This window comes from Chryseotalea sanaruensis (assembly GCF_003990915.1).
Classification (GTDB): Bacteria; Bacteroidota; Bacteroidia; order Cytophagales; family Cyclobacteriaceae; genus Chryseotalea; species Chryseotalea sanaruensis.
In genome coordinates this window covers 223954-247093 of the sequence record NZ_BHXQ01000002.1, presented here as the reverse complement: position 1 = coordinate 247093, position 23140 = coordinate 223954, and the positions used below count along the sequence as shown (strand labels likewise).

Below are 23140 nucleotides of genomic sequence, written 5' to 3'. Positions count from 1 at the left end.
TAAAGAGTCAGCAAAGAACTTTATTGATCTGCTATTGTAGAGCTTTATTCTTTTTAGATGAACTAAACCAATAGAGTAATGGCACAAAATATAGTGCAGTAAAAGTGCCAACAATTAGCCCGCCAATAGTTGTAATGGCTATGGGTCTTTGTAGATCAGCGCCTATACCTGATGAAAATATAATAGGGGTAATGGCCAACACGTTAGTGCAGGTGTTCATCACAATTGGTTTCAACCTGTCTAGACCCGCCTGTTTAATAGCTTTCTCCAAAGGAAGTGTTTCTCTGAGTTTATTTATTCTATCAATTTTCAGAATAGCATCATTATCTAAAATACCCAACACCACAATCATACCAATGCCAGACATAATGTTAAGCGAACCACCACTAATCCAAAGCAGCATCAGGCTTCCGGCAAAACCTAGTGGAAAAGTAAGCATAACAAGAAAGGGTTGTTTCAATGATTCGAACTCAGCAGTTAGAATGAAATACATTAAAAGAACTGAAACAAGTAAAATGAGTATCAGGCTGCTCAGGTTTTCTTTGGTTTCGAACCAGGTGCCTGTTAAATCTACGACAAGATTTTGTTGCTTAGCAAAGGTTGTGAAGATTGGTTCTAATACTGACGGATCATCGAAATTGCTAAGTGAAATAGATTGATATACACCAGCTGCATCAGCTGTTATATTCTTGAAGCTGTCTTTAAATTCGTAAGTCACAAAATCCTTAAGTGGATAATTAATGCCACTTACTGATTTTATTTCTATAGCACGTAAGGCTGATTCAAAATCAATATTGTATTGGCTAAACAAAACCGGTGTTACATCTCCAAAACTTTTAAAATCAGTAATTTGATATTCCCCAAAAGCAATTTTTAGCTGCCTGATAACATCTTGATAATTGAGTTGATATAACTTTAGTTTATCGAAATCAATGTAAATGTAGGCCATTGTTTCAGTCTCTAGACCCTTGCCTTTTACTGCAATTGCTTTTGCTTCAGTAATCTGCAATAAATCATTGACTTGATCTTCAGATAGCTGAATTGTTTTTTCATTGTCACGGAAGCGGGCTTCTAATACAGGTCTTGATGTTTGGAATAATTGCTCGAAAGAATTAGGGGCTGCAGAGACCTTTATTTTAGCCAGTGGATAATTTGTTAAGAAGTATTCGATAAATCGTGGATCTGATTTAATTTTATCGTTGGCATTATGGTAAGCTAAATATACTAATGCATGCTGCACAGAATAATTTTCAGTACTTAGCAAAAATTGTTGGTGACCGATATCTGCCTCGGCCTGTTTCGTAAATTCCGTACAATAATCTATAAACTTTATGGTGCGTTGTTTATTTTCTACAGCATCTATGGGTTCATTCCAATTTATTTCAATAATTGTTTCTGTTCTTTCTATTTCAGGAAATCCTTGTTTAGGTAATAAAAAGAGTAAAGCAACGGCTATTGGAATAAGCATGCTCATCAATAACAAACTTAACTTTTTATGTTGCCAGATAAATAGAAAAGAACGCTCGTAGGCATCCTTCATTTTTTCAAAAAAGAAACTATCAGCTTGTAATTCTGATTTTCTATTCTTAAAGAATAAAATGTATATTAATGGTACAACAATAAAAGTGCATAGTATCGAAACACTCAATATGGCAGCAATCGATAAGGCCTGATCGAAGAATAAAGCCCCTGTTATTCCACTCATATAAATAAGCGGAATGAAAACAGCCATATTGGTTAACGCAGAACTTAATAAGGGTACTATTACTTCCTGGGTGCCCACCACACAGCTATCAAGAAGATCACATCCCTCCTTGCGTTTCATCATTATGTTGTCGATAACAACTATAGAGTTATCAACCAACATGCCTAGCCCTAGCGCCAAACCACTGAGCGAAATAATGTTTAGCGAGATGTTAAATGCGTAGAATAATGAAAAGGCCAGTAATAATGAAACAGGAAGTACGATACCCATAATCAGCGGCTCGCGCCAGCCACGCATAAAAAGAAAAAGTACAGCAAAAGCAAAAAGCCCACCCCACAAAAGCGACTGCGACAAATTATTAATACTAAGTGTAAGCAATAGCGATTGATCTTGAGTTACATCAAATTCAAATTGTGGATAGTCTGCTTTAAACTGCTCAACAACCTTATATAAGACGGGCATCAGCTCGGGCATTTTAGCCTGCATCTGTTTATGCACCGTTATAACCAAGCCTTGTTGTGAACCATACAAATGAAAGCCCAATGGTTTTTCGGCCTCGTAATAAATGTTTGCAACATTTTTTAGTTTAATAACACCCTTTTCTTCAGGCAATAGAATGGGAAGATTCTCTACGTCTTCGGGATTTGTAACCTTAGCACTTAGTTTTAAAAAATAGCGATAATTACCATCTTTCACAGAGACAGAGCCCAGGTCGAGGTTAGCGTTTTCAATGGTTTGTGCAATAGTACTTTCACTTAAGTTTAAACTTTTTAGCACCTCATAGTTAGGTGCTATGCGTATAACCCGCTTAACTGTTCCATTAATATCAACAAGGCCAACACCAGCTAGCTGTTCAAGCCTTCGTTTTAAAACTTTGCTGGTAAGCTCTGATAATTGAAGTATATCATTTTCGTTTTTGGGCGAAACCTGTATGCGTACAATGGGAAGATCCGCAGTACTGGATTTTATTACAATGGGTCTTTCAAGATTTTGCGGTAGCTGAGGTGTAAGCCGATCAATTTTTTCATTGGCTTCTATATAAGACAAAGTCATATTGGTACCATACTCAAAGTGCAGAGACACCCGCCCTGTTTCGTCTTGTGCTATGCTTTCTGCGGCTTTTAAACCATTGAGGCTAAGCATATTTTCCCGTATGGTTTTAAGTATATTTTGTTCAATTTCCTGAGCGGAGCTATTTGGAGATTTGACGGAGATAGTGATTTCAGGTACATCAATAGCAGGGAGTAAAGAAACAGGTAGTTGCCAGAATGCCACTATGCTTATTGCCGCGGAGACAATCAAACACATAGTAATGGCAATAGGTCGTTGAAGTAAGAAGCGTAGCATTAAAAATAAAGACCAATATAATATTAGTCATGAGATATTCTGCTACCCGAACTCAATTAGAGGATTTGAATGTTTTTTGAGTGGATGTTAGCTAGTGTGTAAGCTCACAGACAATGGGGTTTAATTTTAAAATAGTGCTTGCATGTTGGTCATTTATTTCTTTATTTGAAATGAGGTAGCAATAGCTGCTATGTTGTGTAGCGAATAAAAAAAGCACTATTGTCGAAATTAATTGAGATCAATGCAGTTTGAAAAAATTAGCAAGCGACTTGAATTTTTAGATGAACTTATTCAGAAGGAGGCAACGGGGTCACCGGTTGAATTAGCAAAAAGGTTAGGTGTTTCAAGACGGATGGTTTTTAACTATCTCGAGTATCTGGTAAGCGAAAAAGCAGTTACTATTATTTATTGCAAAAGAAAAAAGACTTATCTATATCAAAATGTTCCGGAAAGTCCTAACCCGTAACAATAAATCAATATACCTTAATTTTAAGGTGCTTTTTGAAAATTTTATAACTTCTTTTTTAAGAAATCTTCAGAGTGCAATGAAATTGCACGCTCGATGTCTTAATTGGTACTAATGTCAATAGTGACAGAAAATTAAATTTTTATATTATGAAAAGCAGAACAAAAAAAATTTTGATTTCTGGATTAATGATTTTTGGTTTAGTTGCTGGACCCCTTGCTTCTGATTTGCTAGCGTGTTGCACAGATGACTATTATTTTTGTGAATCTTGGAGAAATGAAGTGATTCAGGATGTTGAAGACAATTGTGATGGTTGTTTAACAGGTACGATTATATGGATAGAAGGTTGTTAATAAATAGGAACCCAACCGGGTTCCTATTTATTTTTGTTATATTAGTTAGTTGCTCAGGAACAAAGACAGATAGTTCAATAGATTATACTTATTCCGAAACCAGTGTACCAATAAACACATCACAACTTAGTTTATACTATGTTACAGATTTTCTACAAATGGATGGAAAAGACGTATTCGTTGGTTATAATCATACAACGCATGCCTTAGATTTTTTTGACTTTACAAACAAGAAATTTCTCAAATCAATTGCTTTTCAAAAGGAGGGGCCCAATGCTATTCCTACTGCGGGGAGTTTTGCAGTTAATAAAGACTTTATAACTATAATCTATGGTAATGCATTTATATACTTTTTGAACCATGAAGGGACTGTATTAAAAAAGATAAAGTTTGATCAATTAGAAGGTATGGAGGGACTAAGCCTTTCTCCTCTAGAGTTGACCTACGGTAACTATTCTAAATTGTCGTTTAGTGATGATAATGTATTAACACTACCCGTCTATAAGGCAGTAAAACGATTAAATGATGATTTCTATGAACAACTTTATATATTAGATATCCATTTCGATGGCTTAAATATTGCCAATACGCTTATAACCTGTTCTTTTCCATCATTATTCAAAGATAATTTTTATGGAGACCTTGATTTGCCTTACGTTGATCGAAGTAATGGAAAACTCGTCTATAATTTTCCGATAAGTTCTACTGTATATCAAATAGCCAAGAATGATGATTCATCAACTCATAATGTTATTGAGTTAAATAAGACAGACGACACTGATATTCCACCATTAAGTAAGTCTTCCTATAGTACTGGCGAAAGAGTGAATTATTTCTTCAATTCACCCAGATACTTTTATCCAATATTTGATCCGTATAGGGAATTATATTACATGGTCAGGAAGAATAAAACAGAAAGCCTTCAAAAAAAACATGAAGAGAGCTACCTCATGATCTTCAATAGTGAGTTTGAATACTTAGATTCCATAAAACTAAGTTCTAAGTTAACACCAATATATGATGTAACCAGAGAGGGACTTGTTTTTCTGTACAATCAAGCTAATATTAAGTCTGAGAGTTATCTTTCTTTTTATACTATAAAGGTTGATCAAAAATAATTCAGTTTTTTTATTTAGTAATATTACTAGCTGCGAAGCTTCTACATTAATTTATACGCATTAAAAAATTACTTTGATTTATATACTTATAAAATCCTGCTAGTTGAGTTTTAGGGATGTGAAAGTTTACGCTGGACTTTAAGCAATCAACAAAGAACTTTTAATGGTATACAAATCACAATAGTGAATTTACGCTTTTAAAAACCTTCCTCTAGTTTTATTCAATGATTAAACAAGCGATTATTTTGTTTAATCTAAAATATATTCTTTAACCAAAACAAAAATCTTTATGAGAAAAAGCTTGATTAAAATTCTTTCCCTTTGTGTAATTACTTTTGTACTAGCACTAGGTGTAGATGCTGTGTATGCTGTTGAAGCAAGTGACCCATGTAATGGACCCTGTGTAAGAAAGGTGGTTGATTGTCAACCCAGTGGGAGTAAATGTTCCGAGTCCGGCAACCAATGTGGTGTTGAGCAGGAGTGTAAAGGCGGTGGAGGAGCTAGTGTAATGGAGTTGCAGTGATACTTAGTAATTCTTAAACATTTAAGGCATCCTCGATCGCTCTGGCTGGATGCCTTTTTTGATCTTAATTTCTCCCCGAAATATCTAACTCAATGAAAAATATAAGCTTCTTGGCTTTTCTTTTTTTAGCCTGTATGGCTTGCTCAAATACTAAAACGGAACAGCACCTACAACATAATACTATTTCAACCCAAAAGTACACGCTTGTACCATATGACACTTTGAGTGTACCAATTGATTCACTCACATCAAATTTTTATCCCCTTTTTCAATTTAGGCAGTTTAGTGGACAAAATGTACTTGCCATTTATAGCAGCAATGCACATCGGATCTATCTTTACAATTTTGCAACTCAACAAAACTTCCAAACCATTGCTTTGCAAAACGAAGGGCCGCATGCTGTGCCTCAACTGCAAGGATTCCATCTACACAAAAAAGATTCAATTTTTCTATTCACATTTAATCACAATAATATACAGTTGGTTGACTCCTTGGGCCAGGTAACTGATAACTATAATGTGGATAATCAACTTGATCGTAGCAGTAACTATGAGGCTATGATGGTTGATTATTTTGATCCATCCTACATTCCAGCTACTAATTTGCTTACCTTTTGGATTTCTCCATTTATTCGTCAGCAAACCTCCGCATATTACCAGTTTCCGTTAGCGGTTGATTATGACATTAAGCAGAAAATGATTATTAGAAATTATGGTTACTACCCTGATTTTTTCAAAGGTGACGACATTTATTTCCTTCGATCGAATTTGCAAAGATTACTAACTGATGATTATGATATTCATTATTTTGATGCAGACCATAACATGTATCTCTATCACCCACAAACAAAGGAACTTGTTAAAACTGTTTATGCTAGAAGCAAATATTTGCCAGCACGTATAGAAGCATCAACAAAGGTAGGTAATGAGTCTATGCCCTTACAAAAGCAACGCAACTACAATATCACAAATGGAAGATACGACAGATTATTATTTGATAAAGACAATAGCATCTTCTATCGGTTTGTTCGACACCCGCAAGAACTACTGGCAGCTGATGGTCTTATGAATGGCAAGCTTACAAACGACTTATCAGTGCTGATACTAGATCGTGACTTTGGTGTAGCCGGAGAAGTGCTATTGCCAGCTAATGTGTTTATGGACGATTTTTGTTTTGTGTCTGATGGATTATTGTGGATAAATATCAACCATCCAAATAACCCTATGAATGAAGAGCATAGTTTAAAATTCATTGCCTATAAACCGCTAAAACTATGAAAATCATATATGTTCTGCTCATTCTTTTTTGTTTTTCATGCACCCCTTCATGCGATTATCCATACAGAGAAACCCTAGACAAATTTTTAGCCAAAGAGGTAAATTATACTATTCCACAAGAAGAAACAATTCTGATATTTTTACCACTTGATGGATGTAACCCTTGTTTGCAAGGAACAGTAAAGATGCTGATGGAAAGTAAAGCGAATAATCTTGACATCGTTGTATCAACAAAGGATAATGATACTATAAAGAAATTTGGTCTTGATAAGTTGGATTTGCCGAAAAACCGAATACATCACGACACAATGAACAACTATGAGCGCTATGAAATGGGTATAGTCGCGCCAATGATATTTCATTTTAAAGATGGTAAGTGTGTGTTTCATTCGGAAACAACGGATGACAAGAAATCAATTATCAAAAAGCATTTTGGCTGGTCTTGATCCGTTAAAGCAATGTTGTGTATGAGAATAACATTCAAATTCTACTTCAGTCTATTGCTTATACAACAAAATGTAAAATAAAAGGGAGCCACAAGCTCTGAAATCAGTTATAAGAGTTTTAATGCTTATTAGGGTGGGTAGGTTAAATCTACCCCGCTTTGTTTTAACTTAAAAAATTTTGAAGCACTTTAAATATTTATTTTTCATCTACTTAACCCTAATCAACTTAGGTTGCCAACCAAACCAAAAAGATAAGGGGCTACAGGAGTATAGAATTGAAACAAAGGATCAAAAGAGCTGATGGATCTTCGATAGAAAGTTTGAGAAAAATCTAACCCTTCTTCACTCAAAAGAATATGAAGCAAGTCAAATTGTATCCATCAATTTTTTTTAGACACACTATGGGTAATTGATTCGAGAACATGGCATCTGATTAAGTTCGATTATAAGTTTAATCCCGTCTTACAACTCGGAAAAGTTGGTAGCAATGGCAAAGATGAAAACGAAAAGTATTTTCATTATTTTATTGGTGATAGCACTTACGAGGTTTATGATGCTAATAGGTCAATGCTAAAGAAGTTTTTAAAGAATGACTCCTTGCTGCAATATAGACGGTTATCATTCTTTAGTAATTCACTGCAAAAGATAAATGACAGATTATATTTTTTCTCTTCTGAAGCAGAAGATGAAACGGATAAGGTGTTCCTAGTATATGATTTTTATGATGATACAATTACAAACAAAATTAATCTTTCAGAAATTTTACAACTTGAAAAGAAAGACAGCTTTGTAGACTTTGTATTCGATGGACAGCTAGTAAGGGATGAGCATTACGCCATGTTTTATTTTATTAAGGTAGGAAAGCTACTTTTTTTTGATCTTAACGGTAATTACCTTTTTCATATCGAGACAATAGACGAAACTCCAGCACCCGTAGGCTTTTCTGGTCCTGGTGGAGCATATCAAACGAAGCCTTCTATCCCAACAGTACTTGATGCAAGGTTACACAATGGACAAGCTTTCGTGTTAAGTAACTTAAGTAACAGTAATCATCGCTGTATAGATGTTTATAATATTGAAATGAAGCAATATGTTTCATCTTTGCGAATTGATGCGCTTGAAGATGGACAACTTCCAGTGAGTTTTACAATTAATACCGCTGGTGAGATGGTTGTACTTTTTGAAAATATGACTTTATGTAAGTATACAATTACCGAAGAAGGGGTTCAATGATAAGGTGATATTTTGGCGGTGAAATTAATTTAAAGTCAGTGTAACTAATCGATAATTCACAAACCACCACCCGCACTTACTGGAGCATCATGTGCCAACTGTAAGTTATTGGTAGTAATAACATTCGAATTTTCTTTTAACCCGCCAAGTATTTCAATTTCTTTACCGTTTTCTCTGCCCGTTGTTACATAATTCCATTTAGCTAATCCACCCTCCTCCGTAAAAACTACTTGTTTACCCGAGCGTACGATAACCGCTTCTTTTGGCAATACGATGTTGTTTTGTGAAGGCACTTTAATGGTAACGCTGACATTCATGCCCGGGTAAAGTTTTGCAGAAGAGGTGATACTGATTTTTACATTGAGCATTCCGCTTTTGTTATCAACACGAGGATTGATAAGCTTAACTTTTGCATCATAGATCTTATCTTTTTCAAAAAGTGATTGCACAGAAGCTGGTTGGGTCTTGGCAAGCATAAAAGCCTCAGACTCCAAAATGTCACAAGAAACAACGAGGTTGTTAGGTTGATAGATATTACAAAGTACATCTCCATTTTTTACACTGCTTCCTTCCTTAAAGTTGAGATTAGAAACGATGCCGCTAATAGGTGCCTTTATAAGTGAGTTATTATAAATATAATGGGCTTGCTCGTAAGCATTTTCTGCCGCGGCTAAACCACTGGAGAATCGTATATTCTCTTGTATAATTTTAAGCTTAGCTTCGTCTTGTGATTTAAAACCAATAAGCTGATCTTCATAACTTATTTTCTTTTCTCTCAATTGAATTTCGGCTTTATCTAAATCCAACTTATAGCGCTGGTTATCTAGGGTTGCCAATAATTGGCCGGCCTTGAGCTGATCTCCATTTTTAATATTCAGTTGGTTAATTGTGCCATCAACCTTAAGTACAATGTCCAGCTCTTTTTCTGCTTCTATTTTACCACTGGTTCGTATTAAATATTCAAATGGTTTTTTTATGGCCTTTGTAACCTCAACTTCTGTAGGTGGCACTTGTCCGCGAAGACTTGCAGGATCTTGTTCTGTAACTTCAGCTTTGCTGCCACAGGCCATGGTTAACCCAAGGCAAAATATATAACCATAGCGAGTGACAAGCGTATACAATAAGTCACTTAAAATTATTTTCATTGAAAGTAGGTTACGCAGAAAGGATAATGAGACATGGCTGAACTTGCCCTTACTGCACTAATTCTAATGGAAATTTACTCAAAAAAGAAGTAATATCAAGTGATAGAAGATAAACCCTTTTTGTTAAAGTTTCTTAAATCGAGTAAATCAAAATATAAGTACTAAGTCTGTTAGGGAAACAGATATCACAATTTTTCCGCAAATCGTTTCTTACCCTCATCCAAAAACTTCACAAATCCTTCAACGCTTTTATCGTAACCGTAAGGCGCAACCAATACTTTTTCGTCATTGCCCACTAGCACATAAAATGGTTGTGCATTATTTTTAAGGTTGGTAATCTGTAAGTCGGCATTTTGTTTACCAATAGTTTTCTTCACCTTGTTATCATAGGTGGAGGTATACCAGGCGCTCTCCGGCAATTCCGTTTTATCATCTACATATAAAGCCACCACTACATAATCATTTTGCAAGCGCTCTAACACTTGCGGATCGCTCCACACTACTGCTTCCATCTCGCGACAATTGGTGCAGCCATGGCCTGTGAAATCGATAAACAATGGCTTGCTTTGCTGGCGTGCGCAGGCCAAGGCTTGCTTATAATCAAAGTATCCATTTAGGCCATGAGGTAAGTGCAGAAAATCTCCGTACTGCGGTTCATCGCAGGTTTCAGTAGTCGATGCTGATGCAGCTAATAAATTAAAATCATGTGTGTAGAGGGGAGGTAAATAACCTGCCAACGCTTTTAAAGGCGCACCCCACATACCAGGAATTAAATACACCACAAAAATGAAAGTGATCATCGCCATCGATAAACGTGGAATACCAATTCTTTTTTCTTCAACATCTTTTCCTGTATCACCAGGTAATAAAAACCATTTCATTAAATAGGCGCCAATCAGCAGACCAATCACAATCCAAATAGCAATGTTTATTTCTCTATCAAGTATGCCCCAATGGAAAGCCTGATCAGCAATACTTAAGAATTTGAAGGCAAGTGCAATTTCTAAGAAGCCTAGTACAACTTTAACACTATTTAACCAACCACCTGATTTTGGCAAAGAGCTTAACCAACTTGGGAAGAAGGCAAACAAAGTAAAGGGAATGGCAAAGGCCAAAGAGAAACCAAACATACCCACGATAGGCTTAATAAACTCTCCACCGGCAGACGAAACTAAAATGCTGCCAACAATTGGGCCGGTGCAAGAGAATGAAACCAATACAATGGTAAAGGCCATAAAGAAAATACCAACGAGTCCACCTTTGTCTGCTTGTCTGTCGGCAGCGTTGACTACTGAACTTGGTAGGGTAATTTCAAAGAGACCCAGAAAAGATAAACCAAACACAATGAATACTGCGAAGAAAATTAAATTAGGAATCCACTCAGTTGATAAATGGTTGGCTGTTTCAGGGCCCATAAGTGGAGCTAAGGCTGCACCAATTAATGTGTAAATGGCAATGATGAAGAAGCCGTACATCAACGCTTTAAATTTCGAATTACCCTGACCAGTAAAGAAGCTCACCGTCATGGGGATCATGGGGAACACACAAGGTGTAAGCAACGCAGCAAGACCGGCCACAAAGGCCAGTGCAAAGAATAACCAATAAGATTGTTGCTGAGCACTTTGTTGAATAAGCGCTTCGTCCAGTACTGGGCCCGTTACTTTATCGCTATAGACTTTTGCTGGTTCAATTACACTTTTAACAGTATCGATTGCGTCCTCTGTTACTGGTGTAGTATTGATAACGGATTTCTCCTCAGCTTTTGGTTTTTGAACGTCTTGCTTTTTATCTTCTCCGGTAACTGAGATTTTTCCGAAGGCCAGATCACCATCAAACAAAACACATTTACCGTCAACTTCAGTACAAACCTGGCCTTCATAAATTCCTTTTAGCACAAGGTCTTTACTAAGTATTTTTATTTTCTGACGAAACTCACCACTCACTTTAAAAATGCGTACATCACAATCGAAAATTTTATCGTGTTTGGCTTCATCATTGATAGCTACAACACCACCCACTAATTCAAAGCTTGGATGTTTATCAAGCGTGATGGATATGGGTATAGGCCCACAATCCTCATCGAAACCTAAAGAGTAGATATACCAGTTTTGATCGATCTGCGCTTTAAAAATAAGATCGATGACATCACCCACTTTCGCTTGGGTAGTACCAGTACCCGCAGTAATTTTAGCTGGCTGTAAAATTTGCGCTGATCCGCTAAATGAAGAGAGCAGTAATACTACAAAAATGATAAAACGCATATCTACTAAATTCTAATCTTTCTTAAACCAAAATTAATTTCGAATGGTTCTCTACTTTGCAAAATGCTGATAGAAGGCCACTATTGTTTCGATTCCTAGTGTAAAATTTTTGATTCCGTAATGTTCGTTAGGTGAGTGTATAGCATCACTATCTAAACCAAAGCCCATTAATACCGTTTCTAAGCCAAGTTCTTTTTTAAATAGTGATACAATAGGAATACTTCCACCATCACGGGTAGGAATGGGTGTTTTACCCCACACTTGTTCAAATGCTTTCTCAGCAGATTTATATGCTTTAGATGTTGTAGAGGTTACTGCGGGCTGTCCACCGTGATGAGCAGTTACTTTTACCTTTACAGACTTCGGAGCAATTGATTGAAAATGTTTCGTAAATAACTCAGTTATTTCAGCGCTATCCTGATTAGGAACTAAACGCATTGAAATTTTAGCTGATGCTTTAGAAGGTAAAACTGTTTTGGCACCTTCACCGGTATAACCTCCCCAGATTCCATTAACATCAAGTGTTGGACGAATTCCTGTACGCTCAATCGTAGTGTATCCGTCTTCACCTTGTGTTTCTGCGATGTCTAAATCTTTCTTATAATTTTCAAGTACAAATGGTGCCTTATTAAGTGCTTCTCTTTCTTTTGGTGTAAGGTTTACTACTTTATCATAAAAGCCAGGTATAGACACACGACCCTTTTCATCATGCAATGAAGCAATCATATCAGCCAGTACGTTGATAGGATTTGCTACAGCACCGCCATAAACACCTGAATGTAAATCGCGATTAGGGCCTGTTACTTCTACTTCCATATAGCTTAAGCCTCGTAAGCCCACTGTAATGGAAGGATGATCTAAGGATATGAGAGAAGTATCAGAAATTAAAATGATATCTGCTTTTAGTTTGTCTTTATAATCTCTTACAAAAATGGGTAGGTTATCCGAGCCCACTTCTTCCTCGCCCTCAATCATAAACTTTACATTGCATGTCAAGGCATCTTGCTTCATCATTATTTCGAAGGCTTTGATGTGCATGTAGAATTGACCCTTATCATCGCAGGCGCCACGCGCATAAATTTTTCCATCTTTTACAACTGGCTCGAAAGCAGGTGAGTGCCAAAGGTTTAATGGATCTGCGGGCTGAACATCATAGTGACCATAGACTAAAACAGTGGGCAAAGAAGGATTTACAATCTTTTCGCCAAACACAATCGGGTGACCTTTAGTTTCTACTAATTGAACAGTATCAGCACCAGCCTCTTCTAATTTTGCTTTTACATAGTTGGCTGCTTTACGCACATCATCTTTGTGCTTGCTGTCGGCACTTACTGAAGGTATGCGCAGTAAATCAAACAACTCATTTAAAAATCTCTCCTGATTGGATGCTATGTATTCTTTTACCATGATTGAATATTGAAATTTGTACTTCGTCTGATTATTATTAAAAAATTCTAAAACCCATCATCTTCCACCTTCTTCTCTTCCTCTTTTTTCTTAGCACCTGTGCTGCCGGCACTTAAACTGTAGGGTACTTCAATGCCATAATAATCTCTTCTAAAACGATTAATAAAGGCAAGGGTCTCATCATCGCTTCCTGGCACAAAAATGAGTTCGCCTACTTTCGCTTTTCCGGAATTGGTTTTCTTCGAGATAATACTGTTGAAAAGTTGATTCGATGAATGCGCTAGTAAACGATTATCTTCATAACTAAATGAATACCATGACTCAGGCGAAGCTTTAATGAATACATTGAAAACAGGAAGTCCGTCTTCATTTTTCTTCACCTCCATAAATCCTTCAAATGCTCCATTTATGTCATTGCGGCCAATATTTGATACACCTAAACTTCCCTCGCTATAAAAAGCTTTGAAACCTTGCGACCATTTAAAATTAACATTGGCAAAGTTAAGTGGCTTGGCAGTTGCGGCTAATGTGGCTAAAGAAACATAAGCTTTTTGACTTGCTTGTTCGTATGCTCTGGCTTCACGTTCACCCACAATGTCGGCAACCTTATAAAGCAATTCAGTTAAATCACCAAGACCTTCTCCCACACCTTCATTCGCAATAACAGTTTGTATGTCGCGTGCCATGGCATCAAAAGCGGTGCTCGGTACTTTTGCATCCACTAACACCATTGAATTCATGCGAATATCATTCGTTTCCAGATTACCTTGGCCAATGACAGTGGCTGTAACATTGAAAGAACTATTTCCACTTAATAAATTTACTGGACCTTCAAAACGGATGTTCTGATTGTTGTCATTGTAAGTAAATACTTTACCAGATAGTTTATTGCCAGCAGCTTTTTCAAGATCTTCAATTTTATAATCTGTTGCTTCTGCATCGTAGAATAATGATCCGCTCGGAATAAAGAAATCTTCATCATCTTCATTACGCTTATCATTAAGAAACGATATGTAAAGCGTATTATCAGTTGCATCAAAATGTAAGCCTGCATCTACTTTTTTTCCCTCTTCTGTAAGGGCGTTATCGTAGTTAATAATTACTTCTGTTTCTTCACCACTTTGCTGGTAACGAATCCATGAATTGTAATCTTTTATTTTTTTGATGTCAAGTTTTATGTATCCTTCAAGTTCAAGTGCTGGTCTGGTAGCATACATTTTCATGTCGCCTTTGTAAAACATACCTGCACCCAATACTAATTTTTTGGCTTCATCAACTGAGCCTATAGCTACGGTTTGTTGTGAAGCTTCTGTTTTTCTGCGACTAGTGCGCTTAAGTGAATCTGTTGCAACAATAGTTTCAAGGTGAAAATCAGTAAGTTTTATTTCGAAAGTATCTTTTAAAAAGTTGATGTACTGATAAGTTGCGTAACCAGAGAATTCGTTTCTTGATTTAATATCGATAACGCCATCTGTTAAACTGTGGTAACCATTTAAGGTGTCTATAATAATGGTAGTATTCTTAAGTGTACCAATTTGGGCGTTTTCAAGAATCAATACTTCATTACCGGCAGGTGTAATTTTTGCGTCAGCGACAATAATATAGGGTATACCACTTACTTTTAGTTCTTGCTTCTTTATATCGTACTCAGCTTTTTCAGCGTTAAAACGAAGTGAATCCAGGTCTTTACGCGTTGTATAAAAATAAGAATCTTCAATGGGTACATCTTTATCTTTGGACATGGTAATTTTCTGCGTGTTCAAATCCCAATGCGCACGTGGAATGGAAGTTTTAAATTGTGCAAAAGGAAATTCTATCGCTGCATCACCTGCTACTTCCGGGCCTATGTCAGCTACGTTTTCAGTCAGGTTAAAACGCAAGCGCACATCTTTACCTGCCAGTGCAGGCTTGGCTGGATCTTCTGATAATACGTTGAAAGTGGCATGACGTGCTGCAAATTGATCAGAGACAAAACTCATTTCCTTTGAGATCAATTCTGTGCCGCGCGTCTTTAACACACCATCACCACTTACACCTTTTTTTGAAACGATTACACTTCCCTTTAGCTGAGCGGTAGAATCATAAAAGTGGAAATCAGAATTGGTTGTACTTAATTTTAATTCATCGCGTTTCGGTTTCCAATTCATCTGGTAGTTTGGAAAAGACGCCTGAGGGAAAATGACACTTCCGAATTGTTGTTGAACCATGGTGGCATGCTGACCTCTTGCTGTTACAGAGTCGGGGTAGAAAACGAAATTATCAGACCTGATGTTAGTAGCGAGGTAATCAATATTACCAGCAGAACGGATACCGCGTTTGTCTAAATGAATATTACCATAAATTTTACCATCACCTTTAAAGAGCGGGTAGCCATCACCAGGAATAGTGTGTTCAAATCCCAGCGTTTTATCGGGCATAGTATGCAGTTTCTCTTGGAAATTCGGAAACATACCATTGCTGGCAAAAGTACCATCAAAGTTAATGGTGGATGGATCCGCGTCATTTAAACTATCGAGTTTAAAAGGTGGTACCATGAAGAAAACCGATCGGTCGTAGGCGCCATTTAAAATTTCTCTTCTGTCGAAATAGATTACACCACCATTGGTGGCATCTAGTCTTGGGTAGTCGGCAGTTTTTATTCTTCCGGATTTATTGTTTGGTCTACTGATGTATAGTGTGCCACCGGAGCTACGTACACGCGTGATACCGGCTGCTGCAGCATGCACAGAGTCGGCACCTTGCATAGTATTATCAATACGCCTGCGTACCGTCTGACCCTGAGCATTTTTCTCTAACACAAAAAAACCGATGGAGTCGATTTGTTTCATGCTGATAAAGAAGCTATCATATTTTAACGTAAACTCTTTACCTACAATTTCAAAATTACCGGCACTGATTCGGCCATCAAATTTTAAATCGCGGTTTTGCAAGAGCACTATTGTTGAACTATCAGGTATAATTGTACAATTGAGTGAGTCGCTTACATTAAAACCTTCCACACCTCGAATGGTCATCTCTCTTTTAGCAAAATTCAATGTGGCATTTGGTAACGTGTCAATAACAGAATGAATTTTTAAATTGTCATAATCAGTTTTCTTTTGTTGTGATCTATAAACCTGTATTGCCTTCTCTTTAACACGAACAAAGTTTTGTCGCGGATAATAAACCACCATTCCCTTTTGCGCGAGGAAGTCGACTGCATTTTGCATTTCAGCTACTTCACGTTTAGTATATAAGGCTAAGTCACCCACATAAAATTCACGTACGTTATTTTTTAAACAGTAATTAGCGACAACTACAAGGGGATGAAAATTGAAAGCTTCACTTTGCAGGGCATGGTAATCATCCGGATCATAGTAGTTGGCCGACTCCACAATCATGGGTACAGTACTGCGGTTACCTTCTATAGAAAGATTTAGGCTATCGCTCATAAATCTCCAATCGATTTTGTTTACCATAAAATCGACATTGAAGAATGAAGAAGAGAAAGGCGCATAGCGCATGTAACTTTTGGAGCTCAGTAATAGAAGCTGTTGTGCGCTATCGCTTGGAAATTTATAAGATAAACGAACCATAGGATGTGTTATGGAATCGTTTTCCTGAAAGATGGTTATTCTTGCATTTTCCGTTGTGATAATATCCTTTGAAATGTTAAAGCCTGGTGAGGTGGCTTTCCATAATGGATTACCTGCTTTGCTAACCTGAAGTGTTGAATTTCCATTAAATACAGAAGCACTTGATATTTTATTGCCAATAAGTGTAAAGCCTCCACTAAAACTTGTGTTGCTTAAACCTACACCTTTATAAATAATGGTGTTTTCATAAGATGTAAAACGAGGATATACAGAAGCTACTGAATCTGCATGAGCAACTGATTTAAACTCGAAGCGCCCAGAAATTGGCTCGTCTAACTTGCCTTTATAAGTTAGTTTAGTGTATTCAGATTTTAACTCTGCCTTGTTCGCCTTAAAAAAATAACCAACAGGTAGTTCACAAAAAATTGAATCAGCAGCAAGCAGCGCTGCTGTGAAATCAAAAGAACCACCCTCACCTATGAAAGTGTCAAGGTTGAAGGCATAAGAACCTTTAGTGTTTTGTAGAAAAACAGAATCGTAGCGTGTTACAAAGTTTAAAGTAGCCTTTTCGAAAACTAAAACCGGCCCCTCAACAATTGGCGGAACCGGAGCCTGTACCATGTTCATCCAAATTGGGTTATTATTTTGAGGTTGACTGTAAGAATCCTCAGTCCAGTCATCCTGTTGTGTGTCGTCAGTGTACTCGTCATCACCCCAATCAGTTGGGATGGTGTCTAGTGAAGGAGTTTCGTCTTCAATAATTTCAATGGGCTTAGGTGGTTCAATGAAATCAAAGAAGTAAGTATCATTGGAACTGTATAATTGAAAGCCCTTATCAAAATGAATGGCGTGGTGTTGAAAAAAAATCTTACTGGCGTTTAAAAAATTATTCGCCTGAGTGGCACTATAATTCTCAATAACTTTTTGCGCAGTATTTAAAAAGGAAGTGATGGTAGGATTATCAGCGTTTTCAGTTTGTTTAGCATGCACTAGAGCGCTCACGTATTGTATTACATGTGGTCGTAATTTGTAGCCCTTTTTACGCATTAATGTAATTTGTTTTTTAATGCTGTTTTGTTCTGTCATGCCATAAGAAGACCAGACCTGAACAAAACCGTCACCTATTGCAATAGATTCAACATTTTTGGATGCTGCTAGTGCATTTCGCACACTGTCTTGAAATGGAATTGGCATTGTCTGCTGCGCCAGCAATGATGCCGACAGCAACATAAAAAGGAGTACGAATGCCGATATGCGTTTCAAGTTTTCGCGTGTTACTAAAATGAAGACAAGTTAATCAAGATTTTGGTTTTGCCCTTGTATAACGATGGGGAGTCGGTAAACAATATGGGTAATTTTAAGGCGCTTATTTTCTTTGTAGCAGTAACGTAGCCCAAGTCTCGTGCACGACTTGCTTTACTTTGCTCAAGCCCTCTTTTTCAGCCCTGGCTAGTAAGTCTGGTATGTCGTGTTCATAAAAACCACTTAATAGCAATAGTGCACCTGGTTTCAGGTAGGCAAAATAATAAGGCATTTCGAGGAGTAAGATATTTTTATTGATGTTTGCCAATATAATATCGAAGGGCTCATCAAATTTCAGTTCGCTTATTTTGCCTTGTCGGATGCGAATGTTCTGAAAGTTATTTACCTCAGCATTTTCTTTTCCGTTCTCAATGCTCCATGCGTCAATATCAAAAGAATCTACAAAGGCTGCGCCTCGTTTGCATGCCATTACACTGAGCACGGCAGTGCCACAACCGGCATCCATTACACGTTTATTGGTATGATCAATATCGAGCTGATTTTTAACCATCAAATAAGTTGTAGCGTGGTGCCCTGTGCCAAATGACATTTTAGGCGTTATCACGATGTCGTAAGGATACTGCTTATTTGGTTGATGAAAACTTGCCCGGATTATACACTGATCATCAACTATTACAGGCTCATAATTTTTCTCCCATTCTTCATTCCAATTCTTTTTCTGAATCCGATCCTGGTAAAATACAACGGAGGTCTGCTGGCTGTAGCGTTCCCGTATTGCCTCGAGCATTTGTTTGTCAAAATTTTCAGTTTCAACATATGCCTCAAAGCCTTTATCATTTTCCATGAAGGTATCGAAACCGGTTTCAGCTATTTCGGCCATCAGTATTTCAGAAAAATCAGGTTCACAGATAACAACAAGGCGGGTATGGTACATGGGAGTGAATTCGGTTAATTTTTCTCTTTTAGCAACTAGCCACAAGCTCTTAGCTTCAAGTTCTAATACGCAAATTACGAATTAGGCACAAAAAAGCCCGGCTTTGAAGCTCGGGCTTTTTTATAGCTATTTATTTTATAACTTATTGCACAGGTGCGGTTACAGTTGGAATTACCATGGCCTTAAAGCGCAGTGTGGTTTGTTTCGGGAAAGTATTGGCAGTAACAGTTATAGTCTTATTTTGCGCATTAGGCTTTCCCTTGCTATCAAATTCAGCCTTTACATATCCTTCACCACCAGCAGGAATTGGTTCTTTAGACCACTCAGGAACTGTACAGCCGCAAGATGGCTGAGCACTTTGGATGATTAAAGGAGCATCACCCGTATTTTTGAATTTGTAGGTGTAAGAAACTTTTTGCCCTTCGCTAATAGTGCCAAAGTCATGTTCAATTTTTTCAAACTGAAGCGCAGCAATAGGGCCTTCAGGCTTTACTTCTTCCACGGGTTGTGCTTGAACAGCCGGTGAAGCAGCAGGTGATTTTTTACCTTCCAATTCGCTAAGACGCGCCTCAAGTGCTGCTATTTTTTTCTCTGCGTCTTTATCTCCGCAAGCGGTTAGAGAGGCTAACGCTAATAATGCCAGGGCCACATTTCTCATAATCAACTTCATATTAATTGTTTTTTTAATCTTAACCTTTTGAATTTCTTAACTGCTCAAGCAAAGTGTCTACGTCATCCAATAACTGCTCAGCCTTATTTTTAGTTTCGTCTACCACCTTCTGTCCCTGACTTTTTGCCTCGCTGGTCAGTGGTGTTTCTCTGCCCTCGATAAGGTCGTTAACCAGATCTTGAAGCATTTTGCGGTACTTATCCAGTTTAAATGAAAGCTTCTCGCGTGTAACCGAACCTTTTTCGGGGGCATAAAGTATGCCGATGGCTGCTCCTGCAGCTGCGCCCAGTAAAAAGGCTAATAGCGTGTTTCCGCTGTGTTTGCTCATATCGTATCAAAATTAGAGTTGAGGGTGCGCAAAATCAAAAAATTAACGTTTTTTAACAAGCATAATCCGTAATAAGGTACAAAAAGAACAACTCAAACTGAATAAAGTGCCTTCGAAAGAACTATGATCATGATTCATCACAAAAATTGACCCCGATTCATTAAAATTGTCGTTTAATTGGTCTGTAAAACTTTTTTATATGTCATTAACAGCTTCTTCAGAGATCCATCAGGAACATAAAGCCAAAATTAAGCAAGTATTAGACGAGGTAGGCAAAGTAGTGGTTGGCCAGGAGTATATGGTGAATCGGTTACTGGTGGGCTTATTTACTAATGGACACATATTGTTAGAGGGAGTGCCAGGTCTGGCGAAAACGCTTACCGTGAGTACGTTGGCGCAGGTGTTGCACCTCGATTTTTCCCGTATACAGTTTACCCCCGATCTTTTGCCTGCCGACCTTGTTGGAACGATGATTTACAACCAGCGCGAAGGTAAATTTGAGGTAAAGAAGGGGCCTATTTTTGCGAATATTATTCTGGCAGATGAAATTAACCGCTCGCCAGCCAAAGTACAATCCGCTTTGTTGGAGGCCATGCAGGAAAAGCAAGTGACTATTGGTGAGACAACATTTACGCTTGATAAACCTTTCCTTGTGTTGGCAACCCAAAACCCGGTTGATCAGGAAGGAACCTATTCACTTCCGGAAGCACAGGTAGACCGTTTTATGATGAAGGTTTCTGTTGATTACCCTACAAAAGAGCAGGAACTTGAGGTGATGCGCAGGATTTCAAATATGAAATTTGATTTCACTGTGAACACAGTGCTTACTAAAGAAGATATTTTCTCAGTGCGTGAGCAGGTGAATAAAGTGAAGATCAGCGAATCGTTGGAACGCTATATTATAGAACTGGTGTTTGCTACACGCAAACCAAAAGAATATAAACTGGATGAGCAGGCACAATACATACAATTTGGTGCTTCACCACGCGCCAGTATAAATTTGAATCTGGCCGCTAAGGCAGTAGCTTACTTTGAAGGCAGGGATTATGTATTGCCAGAAGACATTAAGGAAGTAGCATTAGATGTGATGAACCACCGCATCATTCTTAATTATGAGGCGGAGGCAGATAGTGTGAAGACTACCGATATCATAAAGGCCATCTTAAACAAAGTGCCTATATCAAAATAGTTGAAGTTAATAATGGTATAGATAACCTGGTTGCACGAAGCGGCCAGGTTATTTTTTTGACACTACGGGAATCCAATATCTTAGTAAATGATCTTCCGCTATTTCATTTCTTATGCAAAGCTTGTTTTCGTTCTTTATAATATAGACAGCCTTAATATTGAAGTAACATAGTCCCTAACCTCTTTAACAATTTGTTAAAAGACACGATCGCTTCAGATAACATTAGATGTTCACCTTTGGCGCAGAATTAAATTTCGAAACCAAAAACATTAATCATGAAAAAATTCTTATCAATGATTGCCATCGCCTCCGTGTTAGCGTTTACATGGGCTTGCGATGATGAAGAAGCTACACCAGATCGCCCTACCATCACAGCACCTGCTGCTTTGGACGTACTTATTGGCGAATCAACTGATTTAACTTTTACCGTTTCTATTCCTGGTGGTTTTAAATCAGCAAGCGTTACAGCAACTGGTGGTGAAGCGGAGGTTTCTGCCGCTTTGACAGCCGGAGCAGTTTCTGGAGACATCGTGGTTACTTTTGCCGCCAACGAAGAGGCAGGTGATGCAACCATCTCTTTAACGGTAATTGATAATAACGATAAAGAAGATTTAAAGGAAGTTGTTGTTACAAAAGGTAATCAGGTAACGATTACTTCAAATATTACAGCAAATACAACCTGGAAAACAGGCGTTGTTTATGTACTTGGTGGCCGCATTACTGTAATCAATGGTGTAACATTAACTATCGAGCCGGGTACTGTAATTAAAGGTCAGGCAGGTACAGGCGCAAATGCCACTGCATTATTGGTAGCACGTGGTGGAAAACTAATGGCGGAAGGAACAGCAGCCAGCCCAATTATTTTTACATCTGTTGCTGATGAATTACAACCAGGCCAAATTGTAAGCCCTAACCTGGAGCCTACAGTAAATGGTTTATGGGGAGGGGTTATTGTTTTAGGTAGTGCACCTATTTCAGCTTCAAGCTCAGGAAGTCAGTTGTCAGAAGTTCAAATTGAAGGTATACCAGCAACTGATGCCAATGGTTTATATGGTGGTAACAACAAGACCGATAATTCTGGAATTATTCGTTATGTTTCAATACGCCATGGCGGTGCAAACATTGGATCAGGTAACGAAATCAATGGTTTAACACTTGGTGGAGTAGGTTCAGGCACAGTTATTGAAAACATTGAGGTAGTTGCTAATCAGGATGACGGTATCGAGTTTTTTGGTGGTACTGTTTCCGTAACAAATGCACTTGTTTGGAATTCTTTTGATGATGCTTTAGATACTGATCAAGCCTATAATGGTACAGTTAGTAACTTTGTTATTGTTGCTCCAAATACCGGTAGTGGCTTTGAGTTAGATGGTCCTGAAGGAACTTATAAGGATGGTGATCATAAATTTATGAATGGTACTGTGTATGCAGGTGCTAACATAGCCGACCTTATTGACTTTGACGCAAACACCAATGTGCAGATGAGCAATATCTACTTCTACGGTATTTCCAATAATACTGACGTTAAAGAGTATGCTGCCATGATTGCTTTTGCCAACAGCACAAGCAGCGTTGCCGGCTTCCAATATACTTTGCCTGCTGAAAAATCCGCGGCAACTGTATTTGCTGGTATTCCTGCAGATAAATTAACGGCTGTAGCCGCTAACGCCAATACCCTGGGTGCTAACCTTACTTCCTTTACCTGGACTTGGGCTCGTCAATCAGGCGCTTTGGCAGGTATCGGACTGTAAAAAGTACGTAACAATTTGATAATAGACCTTGAACAATTTGATAATAGAGCTTGCCCCTGACATAGGGCAAGCTCTATCTATTTTTGCGTGGCCAATCAAACCCGGTCCTTTTAACCGAAAACGCAAAAATTATGATAAAAAAGCTGTTT

The 23140-nt window shown here is 37.8% G+C and carries 17 protein-coding genes; 9 read left to right on the top strand and 8 right to left on the bottom strand.

Annotation, left to right across the window (positions count from 1 at the left end):
* Positions 1 to 31: 31 nt before the first annotated feature.
* Positions 32 to 3052, bottom strand: a complete 3021-nt coding sequence (locus SanaruYs_RS05535) for an efflux RND transporter permease subunit (protein ID WP_127121536.1) — start codon at positions 3050 to 3052, stop codon at positions 32 to 34.
* 241 nt (positions 3053 to 3293) lie between these two features.
* Between SanaruYs_RS05535 and SanaruYs_RS05530 the strand changes: the two genes are divergently transcribed.
* From SanaruYs_RS05530 to SanaruYs_RS05500, 7 genes are all read left to right on the top strand, one after another.
* Positions 3294 to 3518, top strand: coding sequence for an HTH domain-containing protein (locus tag SanaruYs_RS05530; RefSeq protein ID WP_127121535.1), 225 nt, complete (start codon positions 3294 to 3296; stop codon positions 3516 to 3518).
* A gap of 149 nt (positions 3519 to 3667) precedes the next feature.
* On the top strand, positions 3668 to 3871 hold the full coding sequence (locus SanaruYs_RS05525; RefSeq protein ID WP_127121534.1) for a hypothetical protein: 204 nt from the start codon (positions 3668 to 3670) through the stop codon (positions 3869 to 3871).
* The gene (locus SanaruYs_RS05520; protein WP_127121533.1) at positions 3853 to 4989 is read left to right on the top strand and encodes a DUF4221 family protein; all 1137 of its coding nucleotides are present in this window, start codon (positions 3853 to 3855) and stop codon (positions 4987 to 4989) included. The genes SanaruYs_RS05525 and SanaruYs_RS05520 overlap by 19 nt, the downstream gene beginning before the upstream one ends.
* Positions 4990 to 5278: 289 nt before the next feature.
* The gene (locus tag SanaruYs_RS05515; RefSeq protein WP_127121532.1) at positions 5279 to 5512 is read left to right on the top strand and encodes a hypothetical protein; all 234 of its coding nucleotides are present in this window, start codon (positions 5279 to 5281) and stop codon (positions 5510 to 5512) included.
* Positions 5513 to 5646: 134 nt separating this feature from the next.
* On the top strand, positions 5647 to 6789 hold the full coding sequence (locus SanaruYs_RS05510) for a DUF4221 family protein (protein ID WP_160118588.1): 1143 nt from the start codon (positions 5647 to 5649) through the stop codon (positions 6787 to 6789).
* Positions 6786 to 7235 carry a hypothetical protein gene (locus SanaruYs_RS05505; protein ID WP_127121530.1) on the top strand — a complete coding sequence of 150 codons (450 nt, stop codon included), beginning with the start codon at positions 6786 to 6788 and terminating at the stop codon, positions 7233 to 7235. Before SanaruYs_RS05510 ends, SanaruYs_RS05505 begins: the two co-directional genes overlap by 4 nt.
* Before the next feature lie 567 nt (positions 7236 to 7802).
* Positions 7803 to 8468: a hypothetical protein gene (locus SanaruYs_RS05500; protein ID WP_127121529.1), complete on the top strand. Its 666-nt coding sequence runs from the start codon at positions 7803 to 7805 to the stop codon at positions 8466 to 8468.
* 56 nt (positions 8469 to 8524) lie between these two features.
* Here SanaruYs_RS05500 and SanaruYs_RS05495 read toward each other — a convergent pair whose 3' ends face one another.
* The 7 genes from SanaruYs_RS05495 to SanaruYs_RS05465 form a co-directional block, all read right to left on the bottom strand.
* Entirely contained in the window at positions 8525 to 9613 is a 1089-nt protein-coding gene (locus SanaruYs_RS05495; protein ID WP_127121528.1) for an efflux RND transporter periplasmic adaptor subunit, read from the bottom strand.
* Positions 9614 to 9798: 185 nt separating this feature from the next.
* A complete protein-coding gene (locus tag SanaruYs_RS05490; protein ID WP_127121527.1) occupies positions 9799 to 11874 on the bottom strand; it encodes a protein-disulfide reductase DsbD family protein in 2076 nt (691 codons plus the stop codon).
* 51 nt (positions 11875 to 11925) lie between these two features.
* The gene (locus tag SanaruYs_RS05485; RefSeq protein WP_127121526.1) at positions 11926 to 13281 is read right to left on the bottom strand and encodes a dipeptidase; all 1356 of its coding nucleotides are present in this window, start codon (positions 13279 to 13281) and stop codon (positions 11926 to 11928) included.
* Between the two features lie 47 nt (positions 13282 to 13328).
* Positions 13329 to 18119 (bottom strand): hypothetical protein, encoded by a 4791-nt coding sequence (locus tag SanaruYs_RS05480; protein ID WP_127121525.1) that lies wholly within the window; start codon positions 18117 to 18119, stop codon positions 13329 to 13331.
* 103 nt (positions 18120 to 18222) lie between these two features.
* A complete protein-coding gene (prmA, locus tag SanaruYs_RS05475; protein WP_127121524.1) occupies positions 18223 to 19053 on the bottom strand; it encodes a 50S ribosomal protein L11 methyltransferase in 831 nt (276 codons plus the stop codon).
* 142 nt (positions 19054 to 19195) lie between these two features.
* A complete protein-coding gene (locus SanaruYs_RS05470; protein ID WP_246011851.1) occupies positions 19196 to 19723 on the bottom strand; it encodes a DUF1573 domain-containing protein in 528 nt (175 codons plus the stop codon).
* Positions 19724 to 19742: 19 nt separating this feature from the next.
* Entirely contained in the window at positions 19743 to 20051 is a 309-nt protein-coding gene (locus tag SanaruYs_RS05465; protein ID WP_127121523.1) for a YtxH domain-containing protein, read from the bottom strand.
* Between the two features lie 199 nt (positions 20052 to 20250).
* On the opposite strand from SanaruYs_RS05465, the gene SanaruYs_RS05460 reads away from it, so the two are divergent.
* Positions 20251 to 21240, top strand: coding sequence for an AAA family ATPase (locus SanaruYs_RS05460; RefSeq protein WP_127121522.1), 990 nt, complete (start codon positions 20251 to 20253; stop codon positions 21238 to 21240).
* Between the two features lie 275 nt (positions 21241 to 21515).
* Positions 21516 to 22991, top strand: a complete 1476-nt coding sequence (locus tag SanaruYs_RS05455) for a beta-helix domain-containing protein (protein WP_127121521.1) — start codon at positions 21516 to 21518, stop codon at positions 22989 to 22991.
* Positions 22992 to 23140: the final 149 nt, after the last annotated feature.

What these genes read in the sequence shown, in the direction of transcription:
- SanaruYs_RS05535 (WP_127121536.1), bottom strand. Translation starts at nt 3,052, where the DNA reads ATGCTACGCTTCTTACTTCAACGACCTATTGCCATTACTATGTGTTTG.
- SanaruYs_RS05530 (WP_127121535.1), top strand. Translation starts at nt 3,294, where the DNA reads ATGCAGTTTGAAAAAATTAGCAAGCGACTTGAATTTTTAGATGAACTT.
- SanaruYs_RS05525 (WP_127121534.1), top strand. Translation starts at nt 3,668, where the DNA reads ATGAAAAGCAGAACAAAAAAAATTTTGATTTCTGGATTAATGATTTTT.
- SanaruYs_RS05520 (WP_127121533.1), top strand. Translation starts at nt 3,853, where the DNA reads ATGGATAGAAGGTTGTTAATAAATAGGAACCCAACCGGGTTCCTATTT.
- SanaruYs_RS05515 (WP_127121532.1), top strand. Translation starts at nt 5,279, where the DNA reads ATGAGAAAAAGCTTGATTAAAATTCTTTCCCTTTGTGTAATTACTTTT.
- SanaruYs_RS05510 (WP_160118588.1), top strand. Translation starts at nt 5,647, where the DNA reads ATGGCTTGCTCAAATACTAAAACGGAACAGCACCTACAACATAATACT.
- SanaruYs_RS05505 (WP_127121530.1), top strand. Translation starts at nt 6,786, where the DNA reads ATGAAAATCATATATGTTCTGCTCATTCTTTTTTGTTTTTCATGCACC.
- SanaruYs_RS05500 (WP_127121529.1), top strand. Translation starts at nt 7,803, where the DNA reads ATGCTAAAGAAGTTTTTAAAGAATGACTCCTTGCTGCAATATAGACGG.
- SanaruYs_RS05495 (WP_127121528.1), bottom strand. Translation starts at nt 9,613, where the DNA reads ATGAAAATAATTTTAAGTGACTTATTGTATACGCTTGTCACTCGCTAT.
- SanaruYs_RS05490 (WP_127121527.1), bottom strand. Translation starts at nt 11,874, where the DNA reads ATGCGTTTTATCATTTTTGTAGTATTACTGCTCTCTTCATTTAGCGGA.
- SanaruYs_RS05485 (WP_127121526.1), bottom strand. Translation starts at nt 13,281, where the DNA reads ATGGTAAAAGAATACATAGCATCCAATCAGGAGAGATTTTTAAATGAG.
- prmA (WP_127121524.1), bottom strand. Translation starts at nt 19,053, where the DNA reads ATGTACCATACCCGCCTTGTTGTTATCTGTGAACCTGATTTTTCTGAA.
- SanaruYs_RS05470 (WP_246011851.1), bottom strand. Translation starts at nt 19,723, where the DNA reads ATGAAGTTGATTATGAGAAATGTGGCCCTGGCATTATTAGCGTTAGCC.
- SanaruYs_RS05465 (WP_127121523.1), bottom strand. Translation starts at nt 20,051, where the DNA reads ATGAGCAAACACAGCGGAAACACGCTATTAGCCTTTTTACTGGGCGCA.
- SanaruYs_RS05460 (WP_127121522.1), top strand. Translation starts at nt 20,251, where the DNA reads ATGTCATTAACAGCTTCTTCAGAGATCCATCAGGAACATAAAGCCAAA.
- SanaruYs_RS05455 (WP_127121521.1), top strand. Translation starts at nt 21,516, where the DNA reads ATGAAAAAATTCTTATCAATGATTGCCATCGCCTCCGTGTTAGCGTTT.